The sequence below is a fragment of the Streptomyces sp. NPDC001728 genome (assembly GCF_040297565.1).
Taxonomy (GTDB): domain Bacteria; phylum Actinomycetota; class Actinomycetes; order Streptomycetales; family Streptomycetaceae; genus Streptomyces.
The window spans coordinates 42924-63154 of the sequence record NZ_JBEOZK010000013.1; the positions used below are offsets into that span (position 1 = coordinate 42924).

Sequence of the window (20231 nt, forward strand, 5' to 3'; positions counted from 1 at the left end):
TAAGGCCGCGACACGGCCACGGCACCGGCCACCGCACCGGTCGCGGCACCGGCCCCGGCACCGGTCACGACACGGTCGCGACACAGCGGCGACATCGGTCGCGCGGCGGGGGTGCGCCGTGCAAGGTAGGAGCACGCCGGGCGCGGCACACAAGGGCCGAAAGGCGGTCCGATCCGGGTCCGAGGTCGGCGTGAGCACGGAGCATCCCGTGAGAGACTGGTCTAGACAACCGCTTAAGACTTGAAGGGCAACACCATGGCTGAGCGCCGCGTCAACGTCGGCTGGGCCGAGGGCCTGCACGCCCGCCCCGCGTCCATCTTCGTCCGTGCCGCCACGGCTTCCGGCGTTCCGGTGACGATCGCCAAGTCCGACGGCACGCCCGTGAACGCCGCCTCCATGCTCGCGGTGCTCGGTCTGGGCGCGCAGGGCGGCGAGGAGATCGTCCTCGCTTCGGAGGCCGACGGCGCCGAGGTCGCGCTGGACCGCCTGGCGAAGCTGGTCGCGGAGGGCCTGGACGAGCTCCCCGAGACCGTCTGATCCGGGTCCACCCGACCCACCCGTACGACGAAGGGCCGTGCCCGCCGGAACCCCGGCAGGTACGGCCCTTCGCTTTCCGCCGGACTTTCACGCGCCCTCTTTCGCCCTCTCGTGCCGCCCGATTCCCCGGCAGCACAAAAGGACGGACGGCAGCAAGAGATAATACGGGCACCCCGAAACACCCCCGCCGAATTCCCATTCCTTGTATACGGCGCCCGCGTTAATTCCGGGCACTCGCCGTGTTGACGACATGTTGCGAAACCCTCACACGGCCCCGGTCCGGCCTCTTGAGCCGGTGCAGCGCCTGCGAGCGTTCCGCGTGCAGCGCCGTCAGCGCCCTCGCCCGCTCGGCGTCGCCGCGCGCCACGGCGTCCACGATCGCGCCGTGCTCGGCCCAGGCCTCCACCGGCCGTTCGGGCTGCTCGACCACGTACATCCAGGCGATCTTGTGCCGCAGCTGGGTCAGCAGCGCCGTCAGGGCGGGGCTCCCGGAGGCCTGCGCGAGCGTCTCGTGGAACCAGCCGCCGAGTGAGCGCAGATCCTCGCCCTGGCCGCGCCTGGCCCGCTCCTGACCCAGCCTGACCAGGCCGCGGAGGACCTTGAGATGCGCCTCCGTACGCCGCTGGGCCGCCCGCGCCGCCCCCAGCGGTTCGAGCAGCGCCCGCATGTCGAGCAGATCGGCCGCCTCCTGCTCGGTGGGCTCGGCGACCTGGGCGCCCGCGTGGCGGCGGGTGACGACGAAGCCCTCCGACTCCAGGGTGCGCAGCGCCTCACGGACCGGGACGCGGGAGACCCCGTACCGACGGGCGAGCTGGTCCTCGGTCAGCCGGCTCCCCCGCTCGAAGACGCCGGAGACGATGTCGTCCCGGATCGCCGTGCACACCGAGTGCGCGGGAATGCGCATGTCCGACCTCCGCCTTGGTCGCGCGAGACAATTCGATCGGCGCCTTTCCGCGCCCGGCCTCCGACTCTATTGCAGCCCGTGGGTATTTCCGATGGCCGCACGGAATGTGAAGGGTTTTCGACCGACGAAAAGCCCCGGCTCAGCACGAGCCGGGGCTTTTGTGATGCGTGCCGCCGGTGTCAGACGTTGACGCCGCGGGCGCGCAGGTAGGACAGCGGGTTGATGTCCGAGCCGTAGTCGGGGCTCGTGCGCGCCTCGAAGTGGAGGTGCGGGCCGGTCGAGTTGCCGGTCGAGCCGGAGACGCCTATGTGCTGGCCGGGCTCGACGCTCTGGCCGACGTACACGTCGATGGAGGACAGGTGGCCGTACTGGGTGTACGTGCCGTCGTGCATCCGGATGACGATGTTGTTGCCGTACGCGCCGCCCCAGCCGGCCTCGACGACGGTGCCGGAGCCGACGGAGACGACGTTGCTGCCGTAGGCGGCGTGGAAGTCGATGCCGGAGTGGCTGCCGGAGGACCAGAGCGAGCCGCCGGTCTTGTAGCCGGTGGACACGTAAGAGCCGTCGACGGGGAGCTGGAAGGAGGCCAGACGACGGCGCTCGGCCTCGCGGGCGGCGCGCTCCTTGGCCTGACGGATCTCCTTGGCGCGGGCCTCGGCCTTGCGCTTCGCCTCGGCCTGGGCCTTCGCCTTGGCGGCGGCCTCGAAGGCCTCCCGGTCCTGGGCGTCGGCCTGGGCGTTGAGCCGGTCCGCGAGGGAGTCCTCGGTGATGACCCGGGTGAGGCCGGTGTCCTCGACGGAGCGGTTGTCCGTGTCGGCGGCGAGCGCCGGGGAGGCGAGGGTTCCGATGACGCCGGTGGTGGCGAGCGTCGCGACGCCGGCGATGCCCGCCGTGCGGCGCACCGTCCGGCTCGGAGCACGATGCTTCCCGGTGGCACGGGTGAACGCCATGGAGGGGCTGGTCCTTTCCTTCCTTCTCGCCTACCGGGTTAGCTGACGGGTTCGGAGCAGGAAGGTCTCCTACGAGCCCCTCCGTACGAGACGAAGGCGCCCGATTCACCCCAGGGACTACGCGTGGGTCCCCGGCTCCCCAGGCTCGCGCCTGACGGGGACTCGGCGATGACTGTCCGATGCCGCGGATGCGGCGCGTGCAACTGGCGAACAGCCGCACCGACGCTATGCGGATCGCCTGTCGATCACCAACCAGACGCGCTTTTTGTAAGACATGCCACAGGCCATACGATGAGACTTACCGTCAATACGGACAAAGCGGAGAACCCCGACGAACTATCCCGTCGGGGTTCTCCGTTGCCGGTTCGGCGACCGGAATCAGCCGGTCACGACCGTCACTTCACCGATGCCGAGCGCGCGCACCGGCTCCGCGATCTGCGCCGCGTCGCCCACCAGGACGGTGACGAGCCGGTCCACCGGGAAGGCGCTGACCACGGCCGCGGTCGCCTCGACCGTGCCGGTCTCGGCCAGGCGCGCGTACAACTGCGCCTGGTAGTCGTCCGGGAGGTGCTGCTCGACCTGGTCGGCGAGCGTCCCGGCGACCGAGGCGGCCGTCTCGTACTTGAGCGGCGCGACGCCCACCAGGTTCTGCACGGCCGTCTCGCGCTCCGCGTCCGTGAGCCCCTCGGCTGCCAGGGTGCGCAGCACCCTCCACAGGTCGTCGAGAGCCGGGCCCGTGTTGGGGGTGTCGACGGAACCGCTGATGGCGAGCATCGCGGCGCCGTTCCCCTCGGCGTCCGAGCGGAGCACCTGCCCGAAGGCCCGCACGCCGTAGGTGTAGCCCTTCTCCTCGCGCAGGACCCGGTCGAGTCGCGAGGTGAGGGTGCCACCGAGGCAGTAAGAGCCCAGCACCTGGGCCGGCCAGACGCGGGCGTGCCGGTCGGCGCCGATGCGGCCGATCAGCAACTGGGTCTGGACGGCGCCCGGACGGTCCACGATGACGACCCGTCCGGTGTCGTCCGCGGTGATCGGCGGCATCGGGAGCGGCTCGGCCGGCTCGCCGGTCCAGGCACCCAGGGTCTCCGCGAGGACCTTGTCCAGGTCGACGCCGGTCAGGTCGCCGACGACCACGGCGGTGGCCGTCGCGGGCCGGACGTGCGCCTCGAAGAAGGCGCGGACGGCGGCGGCGTCGATCGCCTCGACGGTCTCCTCCGTGCCCTGGCGCGGCCGGGACATCCGGGACTCGGCCGGGAACAGCTCCTTGGAGAGCTGCTTGGCCGCGCGACGGGCCGGGTTGGCGGTCTCGTGCGGGATCTCGTCCAGCCGGTTGCGCACCAGACGCTCGACCTCGGTGTCCAGGAACGCCGGGGCGATCAGGGCCTCGGAGAGCAGCCCGAGCGCCTTGTGCAGCCGGGAGACCGGGACCTCCAGGGAGACCCGTACGCCCGGGTGGTCCGCGTGCGCGTCGAGCGTGGCGCCGCAGCGCTCCAGCTCGGCCGCGAACTCCTCGGCACTGTGCTTGTCGGTGCCCTCGGAGAGCGCGCGGGCCATGATGGTCGCGACGCCGTCGAGCCCGGCGGGCTCGGCGTCCAGCGGGGCCGGCAGGAAGATCTCCACGGCCACGACCTGCTGGCCGGGACGGTGGCTGGTGAGCAGCGTCAGACCGTTGTCCAGGGCGCCGCGGTCCGGGGCCGGGAAGGCCCAGGGGCGAGCGACACCGGGCGCCGGCTGCGGGTGGAAGTCCATGCTCGTCAAAGACGCGGCAGTGTCGGTCACTGGTCCGCCCCCTCTTCCTCGTCGCTGTCGCTCTCGCTCTGTTCGGTCGCCAGGGGCTCGTAGACCAGCACCGCGCGGTTGTCGGGGCGCAGCTTGGCCGCGGCGGCGGCCTGCACCTCCTCGGCGGTGATGTCCAGGACGCGGTCCACGGCCGTCAGGGCGAGCTGCGGGTCACCGAACAGCACGGCGAAGCGGCACAGTTCGTCGGCGCGACCCGCGACGGTGCCGAGGCGGTCGAGCCACTCGCGCTCCAACTGCGCCTGGGCGCGCTCCATCTCCTCGGGCGTGGGGCCCTCGGCGGCGAAGCGGGCCAGCTCCTCGTCGACGGCCGCCTCGATCTGCGGGACCTCGACGCCGCCGGACGTCTTGACGTCCAGCCAGCCGAGCGACGGCGCCCCGGCGAGCCGCAGCAGGCCGAAGCCGGCGGCGACGGCCGTGCGGTCACGGCGGACCAGCCGGTTGTGCAGACGGGAGGACTCGCCTCCGCCGAGGACCGTCAGGGCCAGGTCGGCGGCGTCGCACTCGCGCGTGCCGTCGTGCGGCAGCCGGTAGGCGGCCATCAGCGCGCGGGCCGGGACCTCCTCCTCGACGACCTCGCGCAGCTGCTCTCCGATGACCTCGGGGAGGTCGCCGGGGCGCGGTGCGGGCTTGCCGTCGTGGCCGGGGATGGAGCCGAAGTACTTCTCGACCCAGGCGAGGGTCTGCTCCGGGTCGATGTCGCCGACGACCGACAGCACCGCGTTGTTCGGGGCGTAGTACGTGCGGAAGAAGTTCCGCGCGTCCTCCAGGGTCGCCGCGTCCAGGTCGGCCATGGAGCCGATCGGGGTGTGGTGGTACGGGTGGCCCTCCGGGTAGGCGAGGGCGGTCAGCTTCTCGAAGGCCGTGCCGTACGGCACGTTGTCGTAGCGCTGGCGGCGCTCGTTCTTGACGACGTCCCGCTGGTTCTCCATGGACTCGTCGTCCAGGGCGGCGAGCAGCGAGCCCATGCGGTCGGCCTCCAGCCAGAGCGCGAGCTCCAGCTGGTGCGTGGGCATGGTCTCGAAGTAGTTGGTGCGCTCGAAGCTCGTCGTGCCGTTGAGCGAGCCGCCGGCGCCCTGCACCAGCTCGAAGTGCCCGTTCCCGTGGACCTGCTTCGAGCCCTGGAACATCAGGTGCTCGAAGAGGTGGGCGAGGCCGGTGCGACCCTCGACCTCGTGGCGCGAGCCGACGTCGTACCAGAGGCAGACCGCGGCGACCGGGGTCAGGTGGTCCTCCGAGAGCACCACGCGCAGGCCGTTCGCCAACCGGTGCTCGGTCGCTGTCAGGCCGCCGGAGCCGGCCTCGGCCGTGGCCGTGTGACCCATGGGCATGTACGTCCCTTCGATCGCGATGTGAAAAAGTCCTGCCACTGTATGCAAGCGCGCCGACACCTGGCGAAGTTCCCGCCCGTTCGAGATGTCCCTCTTCCGGGTCGCGGTCGGCGTTGTCGGTGGCACGGTCCACAATGGTCCGCGTCAGATCAACCCTTGTTGGTGAAGGAGCCGCAGCCGCGATGGCCCGCCGCAGCACGAAGACACCGCCGCCGGACGACGCGTTCGAGGAGCGAATCCTCGACATCGACGTTGTCGACGAGATGCAGGGCTCCTTCCTCGAGTACGCGTACTCGGTGATCTATTCGCGTGCCCTGCCCGACGCCCGGGACGGCATGAAGCCCGTCCAGCGCCGTATCGTCTACCAGATGGGCGAGATGGGGCTGCGCCCCGACCGCGGCTTCGTCAAGTGCGCCCGTGTCGTCGGCGAGGTGATGGGCAAGCTCCACCCGCACGGCGACGCGTCCATCTACGACGCGATGGTCCGCATGGCGCAGCCCTTCTCCATGCGCCTGCCCCTGGTCGACGGCCACGGGAACTTCGGTTCCCTCGGGAACGACGACCCGCCGGCCGCCATGCGGTACACCGAGTCGCGGATGGCCCCGGCCGCCCTGCTCATGACCGAGTCCATCGACGAGGACACGGTCGACTTCACCCCGAACTACGACGGCCAGGAGCGGGAGCCGGTCGCGCTGCCCGCCGCGTACCCGAACCTGCTGGTCAACGGCGCGTCGGGGATCGCGGTCGGCATGGCGACCAACATGCCCCCGCACAACCTCGGCGAGGTCATCGCCGCCGCCCGCCACCTGATCCGGCACCCGGCCGCCGACCTCGAGACGCTGATGCGTTTCGTGCCCGGCCCCGACCTGCCGACCGGCGGCCGGATCGTCGGCCTGTCCGGCATCAAGGACGCCTACGAATCGGGCCGCGGCTCGTTCAAGATCCGCGCCACGACGAGCGTGGAGACCGTCACGGCGCGCCGCAAGGGCATCGTCGTGACCGAGCTGCCCTTCACGGTCGGCCCCGAGAAGGTCATCTCCAAGATCAAGGACCTGGTCGGCTCCAAGAAGCTCCAGGGCATCGCGGACGTCAAGGACCTGACCGACCGCAGCCACGGCCTGCGTCTGGTCATCGAGATCAAGAACGGCTTCGTGCCCGAGGCGGTCCTCGAACAGCTCTACAAGCTGACGCCGATGGAGGAGTCCTTCGGCATCAACAACGTGGCGCTGGTCGACGGACAGCCCCTCACCCTCGGTCTCAAGGAACTCCTCGAGGTCTACCTCGACCACCGCTTCGAGGTGGTCAGGCGCCGCTCCGAGTTCCGCCGCACGAAGAAGAGCGACCGGCTCCACCTGGTCGAGGGCCTGCTCGTCGCGCTGCTGGACATCGACGAGGTCATCCGGCTGATCCGGGAGAGCGAGAACTCGGCACAGGCCAAGGAGCGCCTGATCGAGCGCTTCTCGCTGAGCGAGATCCAGACCCAGTACATCCTGGACACCCCGCTGCGCCGCCTCACCAAGTTCGACCGTATGGAACTGGAGAGCGAGCGCGACCGGCTCAACGGCGAGATCGACGAGCTGACCGGCATCCTCGACTCCGACGCGGAGCTGCGCAAGCTGGTCTCGGCGGAACTGGCCGGGGTCGCCAAGAAGTTCGCCACGGACCGTCGCACGGTCCTCCTGGAGTCGGCGGGCGCGCCCGTCGCGGCCGTCTCCCTGGAGGTCGCGGACGACCCCTGCCGGGTGCTGCTCTCCTCCACCGGACTGCTGGCCCGTACGGCGACGGCGGAACTGCCCGCGGTCGACCCGGAGGCGCCCCGCGTCAAGCACGACGTGATCCTCTCGGCGGTGGCCGCCACCCAGCGCGGCGACATCGGCGCGGTGACCTCGACCGGCCGGCTGCTTCGGATCGCGGTGATCGACCTGCCACAGCTACCGGACACGGCGAGCGCCCCGAACCTGGCGGGCGGCGCGCCGCTCTCCGAGTTCCTGTCGCTGGAGACGGACGAGACGGTGATCTGTCTCACGACGCTCGACGAGTCGTCGCCGGGGCTCGCCCTCGGCACGCTCCAGGGCGTGGTGAAGCGGGTGGTCCCGGACTACCCGGCGAACAAGGACGAACTGGAGGTCATCACCCTCAAGGAGGGTGACCGGATCGTCGGCGCGACCGAGCTGCGGACGGGCGAGGAGGACCTGGTCTTCATCACCTCCGACGCCCAACTGCTCCGCTACCCGGCCTCGCAGGTACGGCCCCAGGGCCGGCCGGCGGGCGGCATGGCGGGCGTCAAGCTGACGGCCGGCGCCGATGTGCTCTCGTTCTCGGCGGTCGACCCGGCGGCGGACGCCGTCGTCTTCACCGTCGCGGGCTCCACGGGAACCCTGGACTCCTCGGCGGCCACGTCGGCGAAGCTGACGCCCTTCGACCAGTACCCGCGCAAGGGGCGTGCCACCGGCGGTGTCCGCTGCCAGCGCTTCCTGAAGGGCGAGGACGTGCTGATCATGGCCTGGGCGGGCACCACCCCGGCCCGCGCCGCCCAGAAGACCGGCACCCCGGTGTCCCTCCCGGACGTGGACCCGCGCCGCGACGGTTCGGGTACGCCGCTGTCGCAGCCGGTCGACGTGGTGGCGGGCCCGGCGAGCTAGCCCGGACCGGAGTCGGAGGGGAGTCGGGGCGTCAGGACGCCTCCGGCTCCTCCTCCGTCCGCCGCACATACCGCAGGACGCCCCACATGCCGTGTTCGTCGGGGTCGTCCTGCGGGCCGTTCAGCTCGCAGGCGGCGAGCTCCTTGCGCAGTCCGGCCGCGTCGACGCCGGAGCCGATCAGGACGAGCTGGGTGAGGCGTTCCTCGCCGTCGGGCCAGGGCTCGGGGTAGAAGCGCAGGAAACGCCCGACCACGTGCACGGTGTAGCGGTTCTCCGGGTCGGCGGGGCCGAAGTCGAGGAAGCCCTTGATCCGGTAGAGGCCCTCGGGGCGCGAGTCGAGGAAGGTCATCAGACGGCGCGGGTGCAGCGGCGTCGAGGCCGTCACCGACAGGCTCTCGTAGGCCGCGTGCGGATGGGCCTCGCCGTCGTCCTCGGAGCCGTACAGGATGTCCTCGATCGACATCTGGCCCTCGATCTCCCCTTCCGGTGCGACCCGGTCGAAGAGCAGCTCCGGATCGACCCGCCCGTGCGAGGCCTCGACCACGGCGGCCCGCCCGGCGAGCCCGGCGACCGTCTCCCGTACGCTCCGCAGCTCGTCCGCTTCCACCCGGTCGGCCTTGTTGACGACGACGAGGTCGGCGAGGGCGAGGTGCCGGTCGGTCCCGGGATGTCGCTGCCGGGTGGCGGAGAATTCGGCCGCGTCGACGACCTGGACGAGCCCTCCGTACACGACCCGCTCGTTCTCGCTGGCCAGCACCATGCGGACCAGCTCCTCCGGCTCCGCGAGCCCGCTCGCCTCGATCACGATCACGTCGAGCCGGGACTCCGGGCGGGTGAGCACCTCCAGGTACTCGTCCAGTTCGCTCGCGTCGACGGCGCAGCACAGGCAGCCGTTGCCGAGGGAGACGGTGGAGCCGACCTGGCCGGCGACGGTCATCGCGTCGATGCCGATGTCGCCGAAGTCGTTGACCATGACGCCGATACGGGTGCCCCGGGCGCTGCGCAGCAGATGGTTGAGGAGCGTGGTCTTCCCGGCCCCGAGGAACCCGGCCAGGACGACGACGGGGATCTGCTGCGTGGTCAAGGGACGTGCCTCCGGTTCCTTCGTGCCCACGGCCGTGGGAAACCCCCAGAATAGGCACGCGGGCGAACGGCTCGGGGCCCACGGCGGCCGGCTCACGGTTCCCGGTTCCTCGGCTTGCGGGCTTGCGGCTCGCGGCTCGCGGCTGCTTGTCGCCCCGCTCCCGGCCGCCGCCCCAACCGGCCGCTCCTCCACCCCACCCGCCGGAGCGGCGCCCTTCCGTCGCTGGCCGCCCCGCACCATTTCCGGTCACGGGGCGCGGCCCCTTACCGTTTCCGGCATGAGCCCCGCACAGACCAGCCCCTCGCGCCCCCTCGCGCGCCGTCGGCGGTTCGGCTGGCCGCGGCGGGTGTTCTCGCAGGTCCTGCTGATGCAGCTGGCCATCGCCACCGGCGTGACCGTACTCGCGACCGGCCTCTTCCTGGCCCCGCTGAGCGCTCAGCTCGACGACCAGGCCATGCGGCGGGCCCTGGCCATCGCCGGCACCACCGCGTCGCCCCGGCTCGCCGCGGACCTCACCGGCACGCCGCCGTCCGCGCGCGGACCGGTGCAGACGGAGGCCGAGCGGATCCGTACCTCCACGGGCGCCGAGTACGTCGTGGTCATGGACACCCGAGGAGTCCGCTGGTCACACACCGATCCCCGCGAGATCGGCAGGATCGTCTCCACCGACCCGAGCGACGTCCTCGCCGGCCACGAGGTGATGGAGATCGACAGCGGCACCCTGGGCCGCTCGGCGCGCGGCAAGGTGCCGCTGCGCGACGCCGACGGGCGGATCGTCGGCGCGGTCTCGGTCGGCATCGAGTACGACAGCGTCCGGGACCGGCTCCTCGCCGCGATCCCCGGTCTCCTCGCCTACGCGGGCGGCGCGCTCGCCGCGGGCGCCCTGGCCGCGTACCTGATCTCCCGGCGTCTCCAGCGCCAGACCCACGACCTGGCCTTCTCCGACATCTCCGCACTGCTCACCGAGCGCGAGGCGATGCTGCACGGCATCCGCGAAGGGGTCGTGGCCCTGGACCGCAACGGCTCCGTGCGGCTCATGAACGACGAGGCACAGCGGCTGCTCGGCCTCGGCCCCGAGGCCGCGGGCCGCCCGCTCGAGGAGCTCCTCGGACAGGGTCGCACCGCGGATGTGCTGGCGGGCCGGGTGACCGGCGAGGACCTGCTCACCGTCCAGGGGCAGCGGGTGCTGATCGCCAACCGCATGCCGACGGACGACGGCGGTGCCGTCGCGACCCTCCGCGACCGCACCGAGCTGGAACGTCTCGGGCGCGAGCTGGACTCCACCCGGGGCCTGATCGACGCCCTCCGCGCCCAGGACCACGAACACGCCAACCGGATGCACACCCTCCTCGGTCTCCTCGAACTGGAGATGCACGAGGAGGCCGTCGAGTTCGTCACCGAGGTGGTCGGCGTGCACCGGGCCACCGCCGAGCAGGTGACGGAGAAGGTCCACGACCCGCTGCTCGCCGCACTCCTGGTCGGCAAGGCCACCGTCGCCGCCGAACGCGGCGTCTCGCTGCGGCTCACCCCCGACTCGCTCCTGCCGGACCGGCTCGTCGACCCCCGCGAGCTGGTCACCGTCGTCGGCAACCTCGTCGACAACGCCCTGGATGCCGCCGCCGGCACCCCCGGTGCCCGTATCGACGTCGCCTTCCGCACCGACGGCCGTACCGTCGTGCTGCGGGTCACGGACAGCGGCCCGGGTGTCCCCGAGAACCGCCGCGAACTGATCTTCACCGAGGGCTGGTCGACGAAGGCCCTTCCGGCACACGGGAAGCGGGGGCTCGGCCTCCCCCTGGTGCGCCGGCTCGCCGAGCGCCGGGGCGGCGCCGCGGGGGTGGCGGACGGACCCGAGGGCGGCGCCGAGTTCACCGTGGTGCTCCCGGACGCCCTGACCGAACCGGAGCCGACCACCGAACCGAGTACGGGGCGGGTCACGGCCCCCCTCGGCGAGCCGCTCGCGGCTCCGAGGCCCGTCGAGGAGACACGATGATCGACGTGCTCGTGGTGGACGACGACGTACTGGTCGCCCGGATCAACGCCGCCTACGTCGCCAAGGTCCCCGGCTTCCAAGTCGCCGCCACCGCCCACTCGACCGCCGAGGCGCTCGCCGTCCTCGCCGAGCGGCCGGTGGACCTGGTCCTCCTCGACCACTACCTGCCGGACGAGAACGGACTCGCCGCCGTACGGGAACTCCGCGCCCGCGGTCACCAGTGCGACGTGATCATGGTGACCGCCGCCCGCGACGTGGCCACCGTGCAGGCCGCGATGCGGCACGGCGCCCTCCAGTACCTGGTCAAGCCGTTCAACTTCGCCGGACTGCGCTCCAAGCTGGAGGCGTACGCGAAGCTCCGCCACGCCCTGGAGAGCGGCGGCGAGGCGGAACAGGCCGAAGTGGACCGGATCTTCGGCGTCCTGTCGGCCGGCTCCGTCGCCCCCGACCTCCCCAAGGGGCACTCCCCCACCACGGCCGAACTGGTCCGGCAGGTACTCCTCGCCGCCGACGGCCCGCTGTCCGCGCAGGAGATCGCCGAACGCGCGGGCGTCAGCCGCCAGACGGCCCAGCGCTATCTGAAACTCCTCGAACGCACCGGCCGGGTACGCCTCTCCCTCCGCTACGGCGAGACCGGCCGCCCCGAACACCGCTACGCCTGGGCGGCCTCCCCACCCCCCACCGGCTGAGGAACTCCACCCGGGACCCGGACGGGGGCCCGGGTCCGTCAGACGGCTCCCGCCCCGGTCAGCGCCCTCACCTCGGTCTCGGCATGCCGTGCCTCGTCCGGCGGCTCCGTCGACATGACCGTCCCGATCCAGCCCGCGAGGAACCCGAGCGGAATGGAGACCACCCCCGGGTTCTGGAGCGGGAAGAGGTGGAAGTCGACGCCCGGGAAGAGGGCTTCGGGACTGCCGGAGACGACCGGCGAGACCAGCACCAGCAGCACCGCGGGGATCAGACCGCCGTACACCGCCCAGACCGCGCCCCGGGTCGTGAACTTCCGCCAGAACAGCGAGTAGAGCAGCACCGGCAGATTGGCGGAGGCCGCCACGGCGAAGGCCAGACCGACGAGGAAGGCCACGTTGAGGTCGCGGGCGAGCAGCCCGAGTCCGATGGCGGCCGCGCCGATCCCCGCCGCCGCGATCCGTGCCACGGTCACCTCGCTGTACTGCTTCGCGTGCGGGCGGCGCAGCGAGGTGTAGAGGTCATGGGCGACGGAGGCCGAAGAGGCGAGCGTGATCCCCGCGACCACGGCGAGGATCGTGGCGAACGCCACGGCCGCCACGACCGCGAAGAGCACCGTGCCACCGGTGGAACCCGCACCGCCACCAAGGTCGAGGGCGAGCAGCGGAACGGCCGTGTTCCCGGACGCGTTGGACGCGCGGACCTCCTCGGGGCCGATCAGGGCCGCCGCGCCGAAGCCGAGCACGATGGTCATCAGGTAGAAGCTCCCGATGAGCCCGATGGACCAGACGACCGACCGACGCGCGGCCCGCGCGGTCGGCACGGTGTAGAAGCGCGACAGGATGTGCGGAAGGCCGGCCGTTCCCAGGACCAGGGCGAGCCCCAGGCTGATGAAGTCGAGCCGGGCCGTCCAGTCCCCGCCGTACCGGAGTCCCGGCGCGAGGAAGCCCCTTCCATGACCGCTGCGTTCGGCCGCGGTGGACAGCAGGTTGTTCACGTCACCGTGGAAGCGGAGCAGGACGAGGACGGTCAGCGCGATCGTGCCCGCCATGAGCAGGACCGCCTTGACGATCTGGATCCAGGTGGTGGCCCGCATGCCGCCGAGCGACACGTAGATCACCATCAGCGCGCCGACTCCGACCACCGTCCAGGAGCGGGCCGCCTCGCTGGTGCCGCCGAGCAGCAGCGCGACCAGGCTTCCGGCGCCCACCATCTGCGCCACCAGGTACAGCACGGAGACGGCCACCGAGGACGTCCCCGCGGCGATCCTCACCGGGCGCTCGGCCATCCGCGCGGCCACCACGTCCGCCAGGGTGAACCGCCCGCAGTTGCGGACCAGTTCGGCCACCAGCAACAGCACGACCAGCCACGCGACCAGGAATCCGACGGAGTACAGCATGCCGTCGTAGCCGTAGAGCGCGATCAGCCCGGAGATCCCCAGGAACGAGGCCGCGGACATGTAGTCGCCGGCGATGGCGAAACCGTTCTCCAGGGGGGAGAACAGCCTGCCCCCCGCATAGAACTCCTCCGCCGAACCATGCCTGCTGCGACTCACCCAGGTGGTGATCCCCAGCGTGACAGCGATGAAGACGCTGAACAGGAGGAGCGCCAGCGTCTGATGGTCCCGGGTCACGGCTGCACCACCCCTCGGGTCATCTCCTGCGTGTCCCAGCGCAGCTCCAGCGCCGCCCGATCCCTGCGCAGCCGCGCGTGCCGCGCATAGGCCCAGGTCAGCAGGAAGGTGCTGAGGAACTGCCCCAGCCCGGCGATCATCGCCAGGTTCACCGCCCCGGCCACCGGCCGGGCCATAAGGCCCGGCGCGGCGGTCGCCGCCACCACATAGGCGAGGTACCAGAGCAGGAACGCGAGGGTGGCCGGGAAGACGAACCTGCGGTAGCGGCCCCGCACTTCCTGGAAGGCCGGGCTTCGCTGCACCTCCAGATAGATCTCCGCCGCGCTGTGGACCCGCTGCCGCGGCACCGCGTCCGGCCGCCCCGGGCCGCCCGGACCGACCTCGCCGGGCACCCCCGGATCCTGCCCGTCCTCCCAGCCGGAGGCCGTCGCGTCGTACCAGGGGTCGTCGACCCGCATCGCCGAGGCGTCGAGCCCCTCCTGCTTGTCCACCTGCTCCACCGACCAACTCTCCTTGTCAGCGAACCGTTTCGGCCGCGTGCCCAAGGATGGACAGAGCGGGAAGATCCAGGACTCTTCTCCTCCCTCTCTTCACCCCATCAGGTGACTCTTTTCCCAGGTGCCCTGACCAGACCGTGCTGATATGCATACCGCACCGCCTGCGCCCGGTCCCGCACCCCCGTCTTCGCGAAGAGGTTGTTGATATGGGTCTTCACCGTGGCCGTGGAGATCCGCAGCCGACTCGCGATCTCCTGATTGGAAAGCCCGTCCGCGACCAGCGCGATCACCTCCGTCTCCCGCTCCGTGAGCCCGTCGACCTGCGAAGCGGCAACCCCACCGCCGCCCGCCCGCGTCCCCCCTGCGCCCTCCCCGGGCCCCCTCGGCGCCCTCGAATCTCCCGGCGCCCCTGAGGCTCCCCGTGACCCCTGCCTCGGCCCGCGACCAGACCCGGGACCGCCGCCCTCCGACTCCCCCTCGGGCCCCGCCCCGCGCTCCAACAACTGCTCCAGCAGCCGCCGCTGCACGCCGGGCGACAGCCCCGCCCTCCCGTCGGTCACGTCCCGCAGGGCCCGCACGATCTCCTCCCCGCCCGCGTCCTTGGTCAGGTACCCCCGCGCCCCCGCCCGCAACGCGGGGAACAACGAGTCGTCGTCCGCATACGTGGTGAGCACGACGACCTCCGTCCCGGGGTGCTGCTCCCGGATCCGAGACGTGGCCTCCACCCCGTCGCACCGGGGCATCCTCAGATCCATCAGCACCACATCGGGCCCGAGTTCCGCGGTCAGCGCGACCGCCTCGTCCCCGTCCCGGGCCGCCCCCACGACCTCGACCCCGGGAAGCAGCCCCAGCAGCATCACGATCCCCTCCCGCACCACGGCCTGATCGTCAGCCACCACCACCCGCACAACAGGACCGGACACCCCCTCCGCCCCACGCATCCCCTCCGCCCCCAACACTCCCTCCCGAACCATCAGCCCCTCCCCATCGGCCGGCCCTCCCTGAACCAGCACGACCTCCCCGACAGCCACGCCCTCCTCACCCGGCAGGCTCTCCTCGGCCGACAGTCCTCTCCCAGCCGGAAGATTCACCTCGGCCGGCCGGCCTTCCCGGTGATGGCCCTCGCCCCTCCCCGGGGCGCTCATGCCGGCACTCGCAGCCGCACCGCGAACCCCGGGCCCTCGGGTCCCGCGTCCAGGCTGCCACCGAGCAACTCGGCCCGTTCCCTCATGCCACGCAGCCCGTATCCGGAGCCCGAGGAACCAAGCCCGTGCCCGTCCCTGCCGTCCTCGGCCGTCGGCGGCGGCCCGGAGTCGCTTATCTCCAGAGAGACCTGGCCCGTCTCATAGGCGAGCCGGATCCGCGTCCGGGCCCCCGGGGCGTGCTTGAGGACATTGGTGAGGGCTTCCTGCGCGACGCGTCGTACCGCCTGGGAGGCCTCGGCGGGCAGGTCGCGGCGTCGGCCGGTGACGTCGACCTGAGCCCGGCCCTCCCGTGCCAACTCCCGCAGATAGTCCTCGACGGGCACCATGTCGCCGCGCAGCGCCGACAACGCGTGCCGGGTCTCGGCCAGGCCCTCCCGCGCCATGGCGCGGGCCGAGGTCACGAGCTTGAGGATCTCCGCGCGCTCCGCCCCCGACTCGATCTGGAGCCGTGCGACCTCCAGGTGCACCATCTGCGCGGAGAGGCTGTGGGCGAGCACGTCATGTATCTCGCGGGCGATCCTGGCCCGCTCGGCAAGCGCTGCCGATTCGGCCTCCGCCTCGCGGGCGAGTCGCTCCTGGGCGAGCAGCTGGAACCCCGCACCCCGCGCCTGGGCGTCCAACCGTAGCGAGTAGCCCGCGAGGAGTACGGCCACGGTGGTGATGCCGGCTCCGAGCACCCCGGTCTCATCGGCCTCCACGAAGCCGGTGACGAGCACTGCCACGGTGGCCAGGCCCATCGGGAGCGGCAGCCGCTCCATGGCCATGACCGAGACGACTATCCACAGCACGGTGGCGGACGTCGGGGCACCGGCCGCGTAGGCCCCCAGGCCGCAGAGGGCTATCACCGAGAGGAGCCCCAGCGACGCCGCCACTCGATGATCGAGGGTCGTGTGGTGATAGCGCAGGGCCGCGACCACACAGAGTCCGAACCCGACCGGAGGCACGGGCACGTACCAGCCGTGGAACGCCCCCGAGGTGTAACAGCCGGTCAGCACCAGCACACTCAGGCCGGCGATCATGAAGTAGTCGAGGACGATCCGTCCCCGGGGCACTCCCAGGCGGGTGAGCGCCTCTCGTGAAGGCCAGGCTCCCCAGGAACCCCCCAGAGCTGCCCCACTCCCCGCTCGCGCCAGGCCGCGCGTCTCCTCCATGTCCGTCCCCCTCCGTCACCCCAATGCTACGGAGAGTCGGAGACGCTGTGATCGACCCGTGGGTGGAGCGTCCGGCTCCACCCACGGGTGGAGAGCCTCAGGCGTCGATGCGCGAGCGGTCGAGGGTCGCCGCCGAGCCGGTGATGAACTCCTTACGGGGCGCCACGTCATTGCCCATGAGGAGGTCGAAGACCTGCTCCGCCGCGTCCAGGTCACCGATGTTGATCCGGCGCAGGGTGCGGTGGCGCGGGTCCATCGTCGTCTCCGCCAGCTGGTCGGCGTCCATCTCGCCCAGACCCTTGTACCGCTGGATGGAGTCCTTGTAGCGGACGCCCTTCCGCTGGAACTCCAGCAGGGTCTGCCGCAGCTCGTTGTCCGAGTAGGTGTAGACGTACTTGTCCTGGCCCTTCTTGGGCTGGACGAGCTCGATCCGGTGCAGCGGGGGCACGGCGGCGAAGACCCGGCCGGCCTCGACCATGGGCCGCATGTAGCGCTGGAAGAGCGTCAGCAGCAGGCAGCGGATGTGCGCGCCGTCGACGTCGGCGTCGACCAGGAGGACGATCTTTCCGTAGCGGGCCGCGTCGATGTCGAAGGTACGGCCCGAGCCCGCTCCTATGACCTGGATGATCGCGCCGCACTCGGCGTTCTTGAGCATGTCCGAGACGGACGACTTCTGAACGTTGAGGATCTTGCCGCGGATCGGCAGCAGGGCCTGGAACTCGCTGTTCCGGGCCAGCTTGGCCGTACCGAGAGCGGAGTCCCCCTCGACGATGAAGAGCTCGCTGCGCTCCACGTCGTCGCTCCGGCAGTCGGCGAGCTTGGCCGGCAGCGAGGAGGACTCGAGCGCGGTCTTCCGGCGCTGCGCCTCCTTGTGCTGGCGCGCCGCGATCCGGGTGCGCGCGGCGGCGACGGCCTTGTCCAGCACGGCGCGGGCCTGCGCCTTGGCGTCCCGCTTGGTCGAGGTGAGGAACGCCTTGAGTTCCTTGGCGACCACGTTCGCCACGATCCGCCGGGCGGCGGACGTGCCGAGGACCTCCTTGGTCTGGCCCTCGAACTGGGGCTCGGCGAGGCGGACGGTCACGACGGCCGTGAGCCCCTCAAGGGCGTCGTCCTTGACGACGTCGTCCTCGGCGACGCGCAGCATCTTGGCCGAGCGCAACACTTCGTTCACCGTCTTGGTGATGGCCTGTTCGAAGCCGGAGACGTGGGTGCCGCCCTTGGGGGTGGCGATGATGTTGACGAAGGACTTGACCGTGGTGTCGTAACCGGTGCCCCAGCGCAGGGCGACGTCGACGGCGAGCTCACGGGTGACCTCGGTCGGGGTCATGTGACCGCGCTCGTCGAGGACGGGGACGGTCTCCTTGAAGGTGCCCTGCCCGGTGAGCCGCTGGATGTCGCAGACGGCCTTGTCCTGCGCGAGGTACTCACAGAACTCGCTGATACCGCCGTCGAAGCGGAAGGTCTCCTCGCTCTTGCCGATCCCCGCGAGGTCTCGCTCGTCACGGACGACGATGGTGAGGCCAGGCACGAGGAAGGCGGTCTGCCGGGCACGCTGGTGCAGCGTCTCCAGCGACAGCTTGGCGTCCTTGAGGAAGATCTGCCGGTCCGCCCAGTAGCGGACGCGCGTGCCGGTGCGGGTCTTGGGGACGCGCTTGCCCTTGCGGAGGCCGTTGCCCGGGTCGAAGGGGCTGTCGGGGCCCTGCTCCGTGAAGATGCCCGGGACACCACGGCGGAAGCTGATCGTGTGCGTGGCGCTGTTCCGGTCGACCTCGACGTCGAGGCGGGCCGACAGGGCGTTGACCACCGAGGCGCCGACGCCGTGCAGACCGCCGGAGGCCGCGTACGACCCGCCGCCGAACTTACCGCCGGCGTGCAGCTTGGTCATGACGACCTCGACCCCGGAGAGTCCGGTCTTCGGCTCGACGTCGACGGGGATGCCCCGGCCGTTGTCCCGGACCTCGACGGAGCCGTCGTCGTGGAGGATGACATCGATGTGGTCGCAGTAGCCACCCAGGGCCTCGTCGACCGAGTTGTCGATGATCTCCCAGATGCAGTGCATCAGACCGCGGCTGTCGGTGGACCCGATGTACATGCCGGGGCGCTTGCGGACCGCTTCGAGCCCTTCGAGTACGAGCAGGTGCCGCGCGGTGTAGTTGGAACCGTCACGGTCTGCGGTCAGCACTGCACTGGACGGCACGGACGTTTCGGCGGTCACGCGGTTCGCTCCTCGCTGAATTTGAAATCGGGCCCGATGGGGTAAGGCCCGGCGTCGGTCACGGGTCAGAGGGTACCGATGCCTGGTAGAGCCGTTGTAACGCCACCCTCCCCGTTTCCTCATGCTAGTCCAGGGTCGCATGGATGTTCGATCCCTCGATGGGGTGACGCGAACATCACGTTCCCTTCCAGGCATGAACCATTTAGGCTCCGGGCACGTCCTCATCAACAACCGGCAACCACGCCGGGAGGGCTAACCGACACAAGCAACGCGAAATCCGTAGAGCGACGCAATACGGCTCATTCGCCGCCAACCGGCAGCAAACAGCCACCTAGGAAGAAGTTTCAAGGAAAAGCCGCGAGCGGGAACGTTTTCGGCCTGGTTGGATGTTGACCCTGGTACGACAGCTCGTCGAGCTAGAGAAGAGGCGACGTGACTACTGTTCTGACCCCCGCGAGCCCCCTGACGGCCGCTGACCGCTGCGACCGCTGCGGCGCCCAGGCATACCTGCGTGTCGTCCTGACCAGCGGAGGTGACTTGCTCTTCTGCGCCCACCACGGCCGCAAGTTCGAGCCGGAACTCAAGAAGATCGCCGTTGAGATACAGGATGAGACGGACCGGCTGACGGACGTGCCGGCGCGCACTGTGGGCGACGAGCACTGACGCCTCGCATCCACGACGAGCCCAGATCCGGCCACTGAGACCGGACGGCGGGCGGCCATCCCCGCAATCCCAGGGGGGTGGCCGCCCGTTCTCGTACCCTCCGCGAGGACCGGGACTTCGGCCCCGTCAGAAGTGGGCCGGCAGCACCGCCGATACGCGCGTGTAGACGCCCGGGTTCTCCGCCTGTCCGCAGCCGCTGCCCCAGGACACCAGGCCCACGAGGAGCCCCTTGGCCACCAAAGGGCCCCCGCTGTCCCCCTGGCACGCGTCCTTGCCGCCCTGCGGGTCGCCCGCGCAAAGCATCGTGTCGTTCCGGTACGCGACACCGAAGCCACCCGGGTACGCCCGCCGGCACGCCGTATCCGGCAGCACCTGCACCCGTGCCGTCCGGAGCGCGGAGGCATAGGCCCCGTTGCCGGTCGTGTCGCCCCAGCCGTAGACATCCGCCTCGGTCCCCGCGGCCTCCGCCGTGTCTGCGGCACGGGCGACGCCGATCACGTACGACTGCGGCAGCGCGCTCACCAGGGTCAGCACCGCAAGATCCCCCGAATTGCTCGTCGGGTCGTAGTCGGGGTTCACCCAGGTGTCCGAGATCCGCATCTCCCGCCCGCCCTGCCCGCTCAGTGCCGCCCGGCCCGCGATGACGACGAAGTCACGCACCTCCCAGGGCTCGCCTCCGAGCGCCTCACGGCCCACGCAGTGGGCCGCCGTGAGCACCTTGTCCGGGGCGACGACCACGCCCCCGCAGAACTGCCCCGCGCGCGTACCACCGAACCGGTCACGGCTGGACAGCGCCACGACCCACGGCGCGTCCCCGATCTGGACCTGGCGGCCACCCACCACGACGCTGTCCGCGACCACGGGGGCGGCGGTGGCCAGCTGCCCCGCCGCCGCTGCGATCAGGCCCAGGGCACCCGTCAATGCTCGGGTGAGGGAACCACGCAT

16 protein-coding genes and 1 riboswitch are annotated in these 20231 nt (G+C 71.2%); of the genes, 5 read left to right on the plus strand and 11 right to left on the minus strand.

All coding sequences use genetic code 11. The features are described from left to right. Window positions 1–255 precede the first annotated feature (255 nt). On the plus strand, window positions 256–537 hold the full coding sequence (locus ABT154_RS20315) for an HPr family phosphocarrier protein (protein WP_024754966.1): 282 nt from the start codon (window positions 256–258) through the stop codon (window positions 535–537). Window positions 538–757: 220 nt separating this feature from the next. Here the strand turns inward: ABT154_RS20315 and ABT154_RS20320 are convergent, their stop codons facing one another. From ABT154_RS20320 to ABT154_RS20335, 4 genes are all read right to left on the minus strand, one after another. Continuing rightward, complete coding sequence (locus tag ABT154_RS20320; protein ID WP_351858225.1) at window positions 758–1441, minus strand: GntR family transcriptional regulator; 684 nt, start codon at window positions 1439–1441, stop codon at window positions 758–760. 179 nt (window positions 1442–1620) lie between these two features. Continuing rightward, window positions 1621–2391: a M23 family metallopeptidase gene (locus tag ABT154_RS20325; RefSeq protein ID WP_351858226.1), complete on the minus strand. Its 771-nt coding sequence runs from the start codon at window positions 2389–2391 to the stop codon at window positions 1621–1623. 12 nt (window positions 2392–2403) lie between these two features. Beyond that, window positions 2404–2569, minus strand: a riboswitch (cyclic di-AMP (ydaO/yuaA leader). Window positions 2570–2769: 200 nt separating this feature from the next. Next, window positions 2770–4137: a M16 family metallopeptidase gene (locus tag ABT154_RS20330; RefSeq protein ID WP_351858324.1), complete on the minus strand. Its 1368-nt coding sequence runs from the start codon at window positions 4135–4137 to the stop codon at window positions 2770–2772. Window positions 4138–4163: 26 nt separating this feature from the next. Next, window positions 4164–5516 carry a M16 family metallopeptidase gene (locus ABT154_RS20335; protein WP_351858227.1) on the minus strand — a complete coding sequence of 451 codons (1353 nt, stop codon included), beginning with the start codon at window positions 5514–5516 and terminating at the stop codon, window positions 4164–4166. 182 nt (window positions 5517–5698) lie between these two features. On the opposite strand from ABT154_RS20335, the gene ABT154_RS20340 reads away from it, so the two are divergent. Continuing rightward, the gene (locus ABT154_RS20340; RefSeq protein WP_351858228.1) at window positions 5699–8158 is read left to right on the plus strand and encodes a DNA gyrase/topoisomerase IV subunit A; all 2460 of its coding nucleotides are present in this window, start codon (window positions 5699–5701) and stop codon (window positions 8156–8158) included. A 31-nt stretch (window positions 8159–8189) separates the two neighbouring features. Here ABT154_RS20340 and ABT154_RS20345 read toward each other — a convergent pair whose 3' ends face one another. After that, window positions 8190–9242: a CobW family GTP-binding protein gene (locus tag ABT154_RS20345; RefSeq protein ID WP_351858229.1), complete on the minus strand. Its 1053-nt coding sequence runs from the start codon at window positions 9240–9242 to the stop codon at window positions 8190–8192. 277 nt (window positions 9243–9519) lie between these two features. On the opposite strand from ABT154_RS20345, the gene ABT154_RS20350 reads away from it, so the two are divergent. Together ABT154_RS20350 and ABT154_RS20355 are read left to right on the plus strand one after the other, a co-directional pair. Further along, window positions 9520–11235 carry a sensor histidine kinase gene (locus ABT154_RS20350; protein WP_351858230.1) on the plus strand — a complete coding sequence of 572 codons (1716 nt, stop codon included), beginning with the start codon at window positions 9520–9522 and terminating at the stop codon, window positions 11233–11235. Then, window positions 11232–11924, plus strand: coding sequence for a DUF7342 family protein (locus ABT154_RS20355; RefSeq protein WP_351858231.1), 693 nt, complete (start codon window positions 11232–11234; stop codon window positions 11922–11924). Before ABT154_RS20350 ends, ABT154_RS20355 begins: the two co-directional genes overlap by 4 nt. Before the next feature lie 38 nt (window positions 11925–11962). Here the strand turns inward: ABT154_RS20355 and ABT154_RS20360 are convergent, their stop codons facing one another. The 5 genes from ABT154_RS20360 to ABT154_RS20380 form a co-directional block, all read right to left on the minus strand. Next, a complete protein-coding gene (locus tag ABT154_RS20360; protein ID WP_351858232.1) occupies window positions 11963–13555 on the minus strand; it encodes a monocarboxylic acid transporter in 1593 nt (530 codons plus the stop codon). Further along, window positions 13552–14055 carry a DUF485 domain-containing protein gene (locus ABT154_RS20365; protein ID WP_502969547.1) on the minus strand — a complete coding sequence of 168 codons (504 nt, stop codon included), beginning with the start codon at window positions 14053–14055 and terminating at the stop codon, window positions 13552–13554. The genes ABT154_RS20360 and ABT154_RS20365 overlap by 4 nt, the downstream gene beginning before the upstream one ends. A 98-nt stretch (window positions 14056–14153) precedes the next feature. Further along, entirely contained in the window at window positions 14154–14993 is an 840-nt protein-coding gene (locus ABT154_RS20370; protein ID WP_351858326.1) for a response regulator, read from the minus strand. Window positions 14994–15193: 200 nt separating this feature from the next. Next, window positions 15194–16408: a sensor histidine kinase gene (locus ABT154_RS20375; RefSeq protein WP_351858233.1), complete on the minus strand. Its 1215-nt coding sequence runs from the start codon at window positions 16406–16408 to the stop codon at window positions 15194–15196. A 97-nt stretch (window positions 16409–16505) separates the two neighbouring features. Next, a complete protein-coding gene (locus ABT154_RS20380; RefSeq protein WP_351858234.1) occupies window positions 16506–18623 on the minus strand; it encodes a DNA gyrase/topoisomerase IV subunit B in 2118 nt (705 codons plus the stop codon). A 432-nt stretch (window positions 18624–19055) separates the two neighbouring features. On the opposite strand from ABT154_RS20380, the gene ABT154_RS20385 reads away from it, so the two are divergent. After that, window positions 19056–19286: a DUF7455 domain-containing protein gene (locus ABT154_RS20385; RefSeq protein ID WP_030211728.1), complete on the plus strand. Its 231-nt coding sequence runs from the start codon at window positions 19056–19058 to the stop codon at window positions 19284–19286. Between the two features lie 126 nt (window positions 19287–19412). On the opposite strand, the gene ABT154_RS20390 is transcribed toward ABT154_RS20385, so the two are convergent. Next, window positions 19413–20231 (minus strand): S1 family serine peptidase, encoded by an 819-nt coding sequence (locus ABT154_RS20390; protein WP_351858235.1) that lies wholly within the window; start codon window positions 20229–20231, stop codon window positions 19413–19415.

Coding starts and splice junctions, on each gene's coding strand:
- ABT154_RS20315 (WP_024754966.1), top strand. CDS start 256: ATGGCTGAGCGCCGCGTCAACGTCGGCTGGGCCGAGGGCCTGCACGCC.
- ABT154_RS20320 (WP_351858225.1), bottom strand. CDS start 1,441: ATGCGCATTCCCGCGCACTCGGTGTGCACGGCGATCCGGGACGACATC.
- ABT154_RS20325 (WP_351858226.1), bottom strand. CDS start 2,391: ATGGCGTTCACCCGTGCCACCGGGAAGCATCGTGCTCCGAGCCGGACG.
- ABT154_RS20330 (WP_351858324.1), bottom strand. CDS start 4,137: ATGGACTTCCACCCGCAGCCGGCGCCCGGTGTCGCTCGCCCCTGGGCC.
- ABT154_RS20335 (WP_351858227.1), bottom strand. CDS start 5,516: ATGCCCATGGGTCACACGGCCACGGCCGAGGCCGGCTCCGGCGGCCTG.
- ABT154_RS20340 (WP_351858228.1), top strand. CDS start 5,699: ATGGCCCGCCGCAGCACGAAGACACCGCCGCCGGACGACGCGTTCGAG.
- ABT154_RS20350 (WP_351858230.1), top strand. CDS start 9,520: ATGAGCCCCGCACAGACCAGCCCCTCGCGCCCCCTCGCGCGCCGTCGG.
- ABT154_RS20355 (WP_351858231.1), top strand. CDS start 11,232: ATGATCGACGTGCTCGTGGTGGACGACGACGTACTGGTCGCCCGGATC.
- ABT154_RS20370 (WP_351858326.1), bottom strand. CDS start 14,993: ATGCGTGGGGCGGAGGGGGTGTCCGGTCCTGTTGTGCGGGTGGTGGTG.
- ABT154_RS20375 (WP_351858233.1), bottom strand. CDS start 16,408: ATGGAGGAGACGCGCGGCCTGGCGCGAGCGGGGAGTGGGGCAGCTCTG.
- ABT154_RS20390 (WP_351858235.1), bottom strand. CDS start 20,231: ATGCGTGGTTCCCTCACCCGAGCATTGACGGGTGCCCTGGGCCTGATC.